The following is a 7987-nucleotide window of genomic DNA, read 5'->3' on the forward strand; positions in this document are numbered from 1 at the left end:
CAGGGCTGACAAAAGCCCCGCCCAAGCTGGCCATTGGCTGCCCGGACCCTATGCCGCCCTTTCCGGCTTCTTGCCCATGATGATCATTGCGAGGATATCGTCCTCGGTGACGTCCTCGACACGCTCGGTCCCGATGAGCCGTCCGTTCTTCATCACCGAAACGCGGTCGCACAGCTCCAGCATCTCGCGCGTGTCGTGGCTGATCAGGAAGATGCCCAGCCCTTGCGCCTTCAGCTCCTTGATGAGATCGGCCACCATCCGGGTCTCGTGCACGCCGAGCGCGGCGGTCGGCTCGTCCATGATCAGGATCCTGGCGTTGAAATAGACCGCGCGGGCAATGGCCACCGATTGCCGCTGACCGCCCGACAGGGCAGAGACGGGGACCCCCAGTTTCTTGAAGTTCGGGTTCAGCCGGGCCATGATCCTGCGGGTCTCGGCCTCCATCCTGGCGTCGTTCAGCATGCCCGTCGGGGTCACGATCTCGCGCCCCAGGAACAGGTTCGAGGCCGCATCCAGATTGTCCGCCAGCGCCAGGGTCTGGTAGATCGTCTCGATATTATAGCGCCGCGCGTCGCGCGGGCTCTCGATTTTCACGGGCTCGCCATTGATCCGGATCTCGCCCGAATCCGGGCGATAGGCCCCCGAGAGGATCTTGATGAGCGTGGATTTTCCGGCTCCGTTATGACCGAGAAGGCCGACCACCTCGCCGGGGTTCAGGTCGATGCTGACGTGATCGACGGCACGGACACCGCCGAAGCTCAGGCAAATGTCGTTCATTTCGACCAGAGGCGTAGTCATGTCCTGTCCCCCATGCGCTTGCGGTAAAGGATATCGACGAGAACGGCGATCACGAGAACCATGCCGACGACGATGTTCTGGAACGGCGCGTCCACGCCGACCATGGCCATGCCCGATTGCAGGGATTGCATGATCAGCGCCCCCAGGATCGCCCCGTGGATGGTGCCGACCCCGCCCGACAGCGCCGTGCCGCCGATGACGGCTGCCGCGATGACGCGCAGCTCGTCCAGCGTGCCGATATCGTTGGAATGATTGGCAAGGCGCGCCGAGGCGACCATGGCGGAAATCGCGCAGAGAATGCCCATCATGACAAAGATTTTCACGGTCAGCAGGCGGGTATTGATGCCAGACAGTTCGGCAGCATCCGGGTTGCCGCCAAAGGCGAAGATGTAGCGGCCCAGCCTCGTGCGCCGCGCGATTATCGTCATCGCGATCGCTATGGCGATCAGGAGCAGGACCGAGATGGGCAGGCCGTAGCCTTCGGTATAGCCCTCGGGCAAAGTTTCGCCGCGGGCCTCGAAAATGCGGCGCAGGCGTGCGGCGGGAACTTCGTAAGCGTTAAGAATGGCGATGAAGCCGAGGATGCCGCCGCAGATCAGCGCACCGAGCGAGAATTCCGCCCATAGCGGCTTGACCGGATGATCATGGGTCAGCTTGTTGCGCCGCGCGGAAAACAGCGCCAGCAATGCCGTCGCGCAGGCGATCAGCCCGACGATCCAGGACCATTGCACCCCGAGCGTGCCGTTGATGCCGCCCAGCTTCATATAGCTGGCATCGAGTGGCCCGATGGTCTGGCCGCTGGTGATGTACCAGGCAACGTTGCGCCAGACCAGAAGGCCGCCAAGCGTTACGATGAATGCCGGAATGGTAAGATAGCCGATCAGCCAGCCATGCAGCGCCCCGATCACGATCCCGGTCGCGATGCCAACGATGACGGTGATCCAGAAGATCGCGGGATTGCCGATGTCCAAACCCAGGGCCTCCGGCAGCCAACGCGTCTGCGTCATCGCCATGACGGCCGAGCAGGTGGCCAGCACCGATCCCACCGACAGGTCGATATGACGGGTGACGATGACGAAGACCATTCCCGTGGCCATGATCGCCACCGATACCGTCTGAATGGTCAGGTTGAACAGGTTGCGTGGCGTCAGGAAACGGCCATCGGTCAGGAAATTGAAGATCAGGCAGACGACGACAAGCGCGCCGATCATGCCAAGCAAACGGGTGTCCAGTTCCAGCGCTCGGGCAATGTTGCCCTTGCCCCGTGGAGGAGTGGATGCAATATCGGACATCGGTTTCTTCCTGCTGAGCGATTGTCGTTGCCACCCGCGCGGGTCGGGCGCGGGTGGCAACCGGTTCCGCCCCGGTTCGGGGTCAGGGCTGGCAGGGGCCCACCGGGCTGGTTACGCCCTGGCAAAGTTCCTCGACAGTGATCCAGCCCGCATCGACGACGGTTTCCAGATTGTCGCGCGTGACGGGAACCGGCGTCAGGAATTTCGCCCAAAGCTCGTTGCCATCCGGCGAGGTCCACTGGGCCGCGCCCTCGATATCGGACATGGCGGTGCCATTGGCCATGGCGACGGCGATATTGGCCGCTTCCTTGCCAAGATCGCGGGCATCCTTCCAGACACTGACGGTCTGCGTTCCATTGGCGATGCGGTTCAGCGCGGCGTGATCGCCATCCTGCCCCGAGACCGGAAGACCCTCCATGCCCTGCGAGCTCAGCGCGGCGACCGCGCCACCGGCGGTCCCGTCATTGGAGGCAACCACTGCATCGACAGCATTGTCGTTGGCCGTGAGTATCTGCTCCATGTTGCGCTGCGCATTGGCGGGCAGCCAGCCATCGGTATAGGCTTCGGCAATGATGGTGACGTCGCCCGCATCGATGGCATCCTGCAAGACCTCCTGCTGGCCACTGCGCAGGAAGTCGGCATTCGGATCGGTGGGAGAGCCCTTTATCATGACGTAATTGCCCTTGGGGGCCTGCTCCAGCACCGCGCTGGCCTGCATCCGGCCGACCTCGACATTGTCGAAGGTCAGGTAAAAGGCGCGCGGGTCGTCGATCAGGCGGTCGTAGCCGACGATCGGGATGCCCTCGTTGGCGGCGGCCTGCACCGCAGGACCGATGGCCTTGGTGTCCTGGGCAAGCACGATCAGCGCGTCCACGCCCTGCGCCATCAGGCTTTCGATATCGGAAAGCTGTTTCGACGAGGATGACTGGGCGTCGGTGCTGATATATTCCGCCCCGGCCTCGGAAAGCGCCGCCTTGATGGCGGCTTCGTCGGTTTTCCAGCGCTCCTCCTGGAAGTTGGACCAGCTTACTCCCACAGTCAGGTCCTGTGCGGCAGCGGATGTGAGCGCGCCTGCTGCGACCGCAGCGGCGATCAGGATTGTTCTGCGCATTCTGTCCTCCCTATGACATGCCCTGCAGAAGGGCCCCAGATATTTCTGGTAACGCAAACATGCCTGTAATTTTTTTACCTGTCAAAATAAATTTGCCTGATATAGCCTGATTCATAAAGATAACCTGGGGTAATCCGCAAGTTTCAGGATTGAGCGCAGCAAGAAGGTCGATGTATCAGCGTGAAAATAATTCGCAGAGAAAAATAAATATGGCGAAAGACGACATATCTTCACCGCCCGCACCGGCTCCCGTCTCTGGAAGCGGGCCGCTGCTGCCGCCCCAGGATCGCGGGGTGCGCCCATTGCGGCAACAGGTATTGGAACAGATTCGCGCCTGCGGACAGATCTCGCGCAGCGAGGTGGCCAAGGAGCTTGGGATCAGCCCCGCCTCGGTCTCTGCCATCGTTTCCGGACTGGTCGCGGAGGGGCTGGTCACTGAAATCGAGGGCGCCCCGCGCGAGAGCGGGCGAGGACGGCCACCGGTCGCGCTGAAGATCGTCCCGGAGGCAGGATTCGTCGTCGGCATCAACCTGCGGTTCGGGCTGATGACCGCCGTGGTCCTGGATTTCGCGGGCAACGAGGTCGCGAATGTGACGGTCGGATCGGATCATTCCCGGCTCGATCTGGACGCGATCACAAAGCGTATAGATGCCGGTTTTGCCGGGGTGCTGGCCAAAGCGGGCCTTGCCCCGACTGATATCGCCGCAACGGGTGTCGGCATTCCCGGCTATGTCCAGGAAGTCACCGGACTGGTCTATTGGTCGCCGATCCTCAAGATGCGCAATGTGAACCTGGGCGATCTTTTGTCGAACAGGCTGAGCTGTCCGGTTTTTCTGGACAATGATGTCAACCTTCTGGCGCTGGCCGAACTGTGGTTCGGCGTCGGGCGCGGCCTTTCGGATTTCGCCGTGGTCACGATCGAGCAGGGCGTGGGCATGGGATCGGTGCAGGGCGGCCGTATCTTCCGCGGCGCGCGCGGATTGGGGCTGGAACTGGGGCACACGACGATGCAGATCGACGGGGCGCTTTGCCGCTGCGGCCAGCGCGGTTGCCTGGAGGCCTATGTGGCCGATTATGCCCTGGTGCGCGAGGCCTCTACCGCGCTTGACTGGGAAAACAATCCGGTTCCTTCTCCCGCGCAGATGATCGAGATCCTGTTCGATCAGGCCAAGGCCGGCAATCAGGAGGCGCAGCTGATCTTTCGCCGGGCGGGGCGTTACCTCTCTGCCGGAATGGCCAATATGATCCGGCTTTTTGACCCGGAACTGGTCATCCTGTCGGGCGCACGGCTGCGCTATGACTTTCTCTATGCCGAGGAGGTCTTGTCCGAGGTCCATCGTTTCTCGGACCGGTTGGGCCGTCCCCGCACGCCGATCGAGGTTCATACCTGGGGCGATCTCGTTTGGGCGCGGGGTGCGGCGGCACTGGCCCTGTCGGAAATAACGGCGCAGGTCGGCCAGGCTGCGGAGGCAGCTTCCCCCTGAAACCGGGCTTTTGCCAATGCACTCAAGGTCATCGCAGGATTGCGGCGGTTTCCGGTGGCGCTGCATCCCCGCCGCCATGCGGATACCGGCGACCAGCTTGGCGCTTGCTGGCAGGCAGCCTGTCATTCAACCATGAATCACCTGGACCACGACACAATCGCCATCCCATTCACCGGCCGGAATTCCATGCCGAAATTGCCTGACATCCGCAGGGGTCTCGAACCGGGCGCAGAGCCGCAGGAACCGCTTTTCGACCGGCTCGATCCTGTAGGCTTCTCCTGAATAGGGATCGATCAGCCGCGGCGCATCGGGGCAATGCGCCGTCGCTGACAGATCGCCGTCATTGCGCTGCTCCGAGGCGCTGATGCAGCGCGCGTGCCTGTAGAGATCCGCCAGATCATTCTGCCTGACATCGTCCCGGCGCTCCATTCGGCCCCGGCCAGGACCTCCGGTGACGATGAGGCCCCCGATGACCATCGCCACCGTCATTCCGGCGATCGCCCAGACCACCCATTTCCCGCGCGGATCAGTCATTGATCTCGCCCCGGTAATAGGCCAGCACCAGCAGGCCGGTGATTGCAACCAACGCGGCCTTCAGGACGAATCGGAATGTCAGTTCGCCGGAAAGCGCGGCATAGACGGTCGCCGAAAGGTCCCCCAGCAGGGTCAGCACGGCCAAAAGCAATGTGATCGAGGCGAACCAGCGGCGCACGAGCGACCGTTTCTGACCGGGATCCTCGCGCGTATGACGATAGATGCGGCGGTCCAGTGCCAGAAACAGCGGAAGGAAGGGCACGAGGATGGCGATCGACCACCGCAAGGAGCTTGTCCCGGGATACCGGTCAGCCACGTCATCAACCAGAAAATCGATGATGCCGAAACCCAGCTGATTGATGTGCCAGCACAGGACAGCCAGTGAAATGAACAGCAACCCGTAAAGGATCGCGTCCCGCGCCGAGACATATGGCCTGGGCCGTGGAACCGGCGGCATGCCCGCATTGGGATCGGCCCAGCCCTCGAGGGCCTCCTCGATTTCACTGTCCGACCATCCCGCATCGGCCAGGACCCCGGCAATGGCCGCGCGCTCCTGCCCGGCGGCGATCGCTTCCCTGACGAAGCTTTCCAACAGATCGCTGGATCCCAAGACAGCCTCCTGGCCTGTTTCGTCACAGGGTTGCCATTTCCGGATCGCAGGTCAATCCGTCATCGGGGCCTCGGATTGCCGCGGATGATCAGCGGCAGGTTGCCATCTGACGCATCCGAAAGGAGCGTTCAGCCTTCCTGCCGCGAGCGCTTTTCCTTCCACGCGTCAAAAACCGTCACGAAAAGGCGGCTTGCACGATCGGTCAACCCGCCGCTCCCGTCATGACAATATCGACCGCCGCAATTTCGCCCGATTGAAACCCCGCCGTCTTTTCGGCGCCGTTCTTGGTCCCACTGCGCCAATGGCGCTCCAGAAAATCGCCACCCTGGCAATACGCGTATCGCTCCAGGTATTGCATTCGATGGTAAAGCCGGTCTCCGAGACGTTTTTCGCCTCCAGCCAGACGCGGAGATTCTGGTCATGCGCACTGTCGATACCTGTCAGGCCGAGCGTAACGGTCGGCGGAGACCGGAACGGTCTTTGAAACGTGATATCTGCGGATACCTTGCGCTCCCCGCTTTCCGACCACATGGGCAGGCCCCGATCGACATGATTAAACAATTCGCCGATCGCCGTGAGAACCTGCAGATCGCCCACGATCATCTGTTCCTGGCTTCGCTGAATTTCGGCAAGATCATTCATGGTTCCCGTTTCCACATTCTGGCTGCTGAAAGAATCCTCCCCGGCGATAATGTGAGGCAATCGGCAGGGGAATTGAAAGGCTGAACCGGGCAAGTTCCCGGACGCCAGCAACAACAGGCAGGGTATCGCCGAGATCGGTGACAGGCATGTGACGGGCAAAAGAAGACGGTGATCAACCCGTCCCGCCAGAAAAGGTGCCCATATCGGCTGCCACTCCGTTGCGACAGGTCCGCTGCCCTCTGATGACCCGGCTTCGGCGGGACGGGTTCAGTCGCCGCTCTCGCCGATACGCGGCTCCCAGAGTTCGACGGGATTGCCCTCCGGATCGTGGATCCGCGCGAATCGGCCCGCCTCGGAATCCCATTCGGCTCGTGTCTCGACAGGAATGCCGCCGGCTTTCAACGCCGCGATCATGCTGTCGAGGTCGTCAACTCGGAAATTGATCAGCCATTGCTGCCCGGGCCGACCGAAATATTCCGTGTCTTCCGAAAAGGGGCCAAGGATCGTCGGCCCGGCCTCTTGCTGCCAGACTGCCTTGCCGAGATCGCTGATACCGAGATGCCGCTCGTACCATGCCGCGATGGCTTTCGGATCCTTCGCCTTGAAAAACACCCCGCCAATGCCAAGCACCCTGGCCATTTCCACCTCCCCTGTTGCATCGCCCGCGTCCCGAGCGGGTCAGAGCCTCGCCAGTGCGGTCGCGGCGAAGGCAAGCGCGAGGCCCGAAGCCCCTGCGCGGATCTGGTTCCAGAACTGCCAGCGAACGGAATAATCTTGCCAGATCGCGCGCGCCGCCTCGATATCCGTCGGGATCGCGACGGCAGCCAAAGCTTCGTTCATCGGCACGTTCACGGCAAGGGTCAGGGCGAGACCAAAGACCAGATAGATCACCGCGGCCGCACCAAAGAGGCTCGCCGCGCCCCAGCTGTTGCGAAGCCCGGCGGCGATTGCAGTGATGCCCAGAACTGCGGGGGTCAGGAAAAACGCCGGAAAGAAGACCGCGTTGCGGACCGAGGCGTTCATCGCCTGCATGGCCGCAATCGCGACCCGCGGATCGGCGGCATCCAGCCCCCACATCGTCGAACATACCCAGGCATAGAAGAAACCGAAGATCGCCCCGCAGAAGAGGATCGAAGTAACGGAGAGTGTCTTAACCATCGCGACGGCTCCGGATTGTCCGAACTGGTTCTGCGCCCGCAGGCAGGCACCATCCTATACCCGATTCCTGTCGGTGATTTGACATGAACCCGTATCGCGGCATGGCTGCTGCAGCGGGTTATTTGACCTGGGATCATCACCCGGCCGGGCGGATCGCGGATGCTGACGATCGATCCTGCAGGAGACCTGCCCCAACCGTTTCGGCAGACCGCCGAAAAACACTGTGACGGGTAGCGATGATACAATCGCGCCCTGCGTCTTCACCTTGCGGTGACTGCCATAGGGTCATCAGCGCCAATTTGCCGAGCGGAATCGGCAAAGACATGCCTGTTCCGGCCTTTATCCGCCGATCTTCGGA

The 7987-nt window shown here is 62.1% G+C and carries 11 protein-coding genes and 1 pseudogene; 2 read left to right on the forward strand and 10 right to left on the reverse strand.

The window, feature by feature from the left end:
• Positions 1-48: 48 nt before the first annotated feature.
• From C9E81_RS20325 to xylF, 3 genes are all read right to left on the reverse strand, one after another.
• Complete coding sequence (locus tag C9E81_RS20325; protein ID WP_122114182.1) at positions 49-798, reverse strand: ATP-binding cassette domain-containing protein; 750 nt, start codon at positions 796-798, stop codon at positions 49-51.
• A complete protein-coding gene (locus C9E81_RS20330) occupies positions 795-2090 on the reverse strand; it encodes a sugar ABC transporter permease (protein ID WP_122114183.1) in 1296 nt (431 codons plus the stop codon). Before C9E81_RS20330 ends, C9E81_RS20325 begins: the two co-directional genes overlap by 4 nt.
• Before the next feature lie 82 nt (positions 2091-2172).
• Positions 2173-3201, reverse strand: a complete 1029-nt coding sequence (gene xylF, locus C9E81_RS20335; protein WP_122114184.1) for a D-xylose ABC transporter substrate-binding protein — start codon at positions 3199-3201, stop codon at positions 2173-2175.
• Positions 3202-3410: 209 nt separating this feature from the next.
• Here xylF and C9E81_RS20340 point away from each other — a divergent pair, with 209 nt between their 5' ends.
• The gene (locus C9E81_RS20340; RefSeq protein WP_122114207.1) at positions 3411-4685 is read left to right on the forward strand and encodes an ROK family transcriptional regulator; all 1275 of its coding nucleotides are present in this window, start codon (positions 3411-3413) and stop codon (positions 4683-4685) included.
• A gap of 126 nt (positions 4686-4811) precedes the next feature.
• Here the strand turns inward: C9E81_RS20340 and C9E81_RS20345 are convergent, their stop codons facing one another.
• The 4 genes and pseudogenes from C9E81_RS20345 to C9E81_RS23420 all read right to left on the reverse strand — a co-directional run.
• Complete coding sequence (locus tag C9E81_RS20345) at positions 4812-5219, reverse strand: hypothetical protein (protein ID WP_122114185.1); 408 nt, start codon at positions 5217-5219, stop codon at positions 4812-4814.
• Positions 5212-5829, reverse strand: a complete 618-nt coding sequence (locus C9E81_RS20350; RefSeq protein ID WP_122114186.1) for a DUF5671 domain-containing protein — start codon at positions 5827-5829, stop codon at positions 5212-5214. Before C9E81_RS20350 ends, C9E81_RS20345 begins: the two co-directional genes overlap by 8 nt.
• 202 nt (positions 5830-6031) lie before the next feature.
• Positions 6032-6187 (reverse strand): hypothetical protein, encoded by a 156-nt coding sequence (locus tag C9E81_RS23415; protein WP_243698743.1) that lies wholly within the window; start codon positions 6185-6187, stop codon positions 6032-6034.
• 2 nt (positions 6188-6189) lie between these two features.
• Positions 6190-6273, reverse strand: a pseudogene (locus C9E81_RS23420) (H-type lectin domain-containing protein); the annotation flags it as partial.
• Between C9E81_RS23420 and C9E81_RS23425 the strand changes: the two are divergent.
• Entirely contained in the window at positions 6250-6555 is a 306-nt protein-coding gene (locus C9E81_RS23425) for a hypothetical protein (RefSeq protein WP_243698744.1), read from the forward strand. The pseudogene C9E81_RS23420 and the gene C9E81_RS23425 overlap by 24 nt on opposite strands.
• A 183-nt stretch (positions 6556-6738) precedes the next feature.
• On the opposite strand, the gene C9E81_RS20360 is transcribed toward C9E81_RS23425, so the two are convergent.
• The 3 genes from C9E81_RS20360 to C9E81_RS23160 form a co-directional block, all read right to left on the reverse strand.
• Positions 6739-7110, reverse strand: coding sequence for a VOC family protein (locus C9E81_RS20360; RefSeq protein WP_122114188.1), 372 nt, complete (start codon positions 7108-7110; stop codon positions 6739-6741).
• Positions 7111-7149: 39 nt separating this feature from the next.
• Positions 7150-7629 carry an anthrone oxygenase family protein gene (locus C9E81_RS20365; protein WP_122114189.1) on the reverse strand — a complete coding sequence of 160 codons (480 nt, stop codon included), beginning with the start codon at positions 7627-7629 and terminating at the stop codon, positions 7150-7152.
• A 136-nt stretch (positions 7630-7765) separates the two neighbouring features.
• On the reverse strand, positions 7766-7987 hold a 222-nt coding region (locus C9E81_RS23160), incomplete at its 5' end, for a hypothetical protein (RefSeq protein ID WP_208021234.1).

It is taken from the genome of Paracoccus alkanivorans (assembly GCF_003697785.1).
Classification (GTDB): domain Bacteria; phylum Pseudomonadota; class Alphaproteobacteria; order Rhodobacterales; family Rhodobacteraceae; genus Paracoccus; species Paracoccus alkanivorans.